The following is a 2,014-nucleotide window of genomic DNA, read 5'->3' as shown; positions in this document are numbered from 1 at the left end:
ATGCCGACTAAGGCGAGTGTGGCCATTGTCGGGTCGGGGAACATCAGCACTGACCTGCTCTACAAACTGCTGCGTTCGGACTGGCTGGAACCGCGCTGGATGGTGGGCATCGACCCGGAGAGCGAGGGCTTGGCCCGGGCCCGCAAGCTGGGTCTGGAGACCACCCACGAGGGTGTGGACTGGCTGTTGGCCCAGTCGGAGAAGCCCGATTTGGTGTTCGAGGCGACCAGCGCCTACGTGCACCGCGACGCGGCCCCCAAGTACGAGGCCGCCGGGATCCGGGCCATCGACCTGACGCCGGCCGCGGTGGGCCCCGCGGTGATCCCGCCGGCCAACCTGCGCGCGCACCTGGACGCGCCGAACGTCAACATGATCACTTGCGGCGGGCAGGCCACCATCCCCATCGTCTACGCGGTGTCGCGCGCCGTCGCCGACCTCGGTGGCGTGCCCTACGCCGAGATCGTCGCCTCGGTCGCCTCGCTGTCGGCCGGTCCCGGCACCCGGGCCAACATCGACGAGTTCACCAAGACCACCAGCCGGGGTGTGGAGACGATCGGTGGCGCCAAGCGCGGCAAGGCGATCATCATCTTGAATCCGGCCGACCCGCCGATGATCATGCGCGACACCATCTTCTGCGCCATCCCGGAGGACGCCGACCGGGACGCGATCGCCAAGTCGATCCACGACGTGGTGGCCGAGGTGCAGACGTATGTGCCGGGTTATCGGCTGCTCAACGAGCCCCAGTTCGACGACCCGTCGATCCACTCCGGGGGCCAGGCGCTGGTCACCACGTTCGTCGAAGTGGAGGGTGCGGGCGACTATCTGCCGCCTTACGCTGGAAATCTCGACATCATGACCGCCGCGGCCACCAAGGTCGGCGAGGAGATCGCCAAGGAGTCCTTGAGCGCGACGGCCGGAGGAGCCCAAGCATGAGCGCTCACGACGACAATGCCTGCGCAGCCCGGATAGGAGGAGTGGCGCCATGAGCACAGCCGATATCTTCTTCAACCCGATCTGGGACGTCCGCATGACCGACACCTCGTTGCGCGACGGCTCCCACCACAAACGTCACCAATTCACCACCGACGAGGTCGGCGCCATCGTGGCCGCCCTGGATGCCGCGGGGGTGCCGGTCATCGAGGTCACCCACGGCGACGGGTTGGGCGGCTCGAGCTTCAACTACGGGTTCTCCAAGACCCCCGAGCAGGAGCTGATCAAGCTGGCCGCCGAGACCGCCAAAGAGGCCAAGATCGCCTTCTTGATGCTGCCCGGCGTCGGCACCAAAGAGGACATCAAAGAGGCCCAGAACAACGGCGGGTCGATCTGCCGGATCGCCACGCACTGCACCGAGGCCGACGTGTCGATCCAGCACTTCGGGCTGGCCCGCGAGCTCGGCCTGGAGACCGTCGGGTTCCTGATGATGAGCCACACCATCTCGCCCGAGAAGCTGGCCGCCCAGGCCCGCATCATGGCCGACGCGGGCTGCCAGTGCGTCTACGTCGTCGATTCGGCCGGGGCGCTGGTGCTGGAGGGCGTGCGGGACCGGGTGGCCGCGCTGGTCGCCGAGCTCGGCGACGACGCCCAGGTCGGTTTCCACGGCCACGAGAACCTCGGGCTCGGCGTCGCCAACAGCGTCGAGGCCGTCCGGGCGGGGGCCAAGCAGATCGACGGCTCCTGCCGCCGGTTCGGCGCCGGGGCCGGCAACGCGCCCGTCGAAGCCCTCATCGGGGTGTTCGACAAGATCGGCGTCAAGACCGGCATCGACTTCTTCGACATCGCCGACGCCGCCGAAGAGGTGGTCGCCCCCGCCATGCCCGCCGAGTGCCTGCTCGACCGCAACGCCCTGATCATGGGGTACTCCGGCGTGTATTCGAGCTTCCTCAAGCACGCCATCCGCCAGTCCGAGCGCTACGGAGTCCCCGCCCACCAGCTGCTGCACCGGGCCGGCCAGCGCAAACTCATCGGCGGCCAGGAAGACCAGCTCATCGACATCGCGCTGGAGATCAAGCGCGAG

2 protein-coding genes are annotated in these 2,014 nt (G+C 68.1%); both read left to right on the top strand.

What is annotated here, in order from left to right:
- Entirely contained in the window at nucleotides 1-933 is a 933-nt protein-coding gene (locus tag B8W69_RS29370; protein ID WP_085293140.1) for an acetaldehyde dehydrogenase (acetylating), read from the top strand.
- Between the two features lie 49 nt (nucleotides 934-982).
- A partial coding sequence (gene dmpG / locus B8W69_RS29365) for a 4-hydroxy-2-oxovalerate aldolase (RefSeq protein ID WP_085293139.1) occupies nucleotides 983-2,014 on the top strand: 1,032 nt, incomplete at its 3' end.

Source organism: Mycolicibacterium vulneris (genome assembly GCF_002104765.1).
GTDB lineage: Bacteria > Actinomycetota > Actinomycetes > Mycobacteriales > Mycobacteriaceae > Mycobacterium > Mycobacterium vulneris.
Note: the sequence above shows the minus strand (reverse complement) of the source record. Positions and strands in the feature narration are given on the sequence as shown.

What these genes read in the sequence shown, in the direction of transcription:
- B8W69_RS29370 (WP_085293140.1), top strand. Translation starts at nt 1, where the DNA reads ATGCCGACTAAGGCGAGTGTGGCCATTGTCGGGTCGGGGAACATCAGC.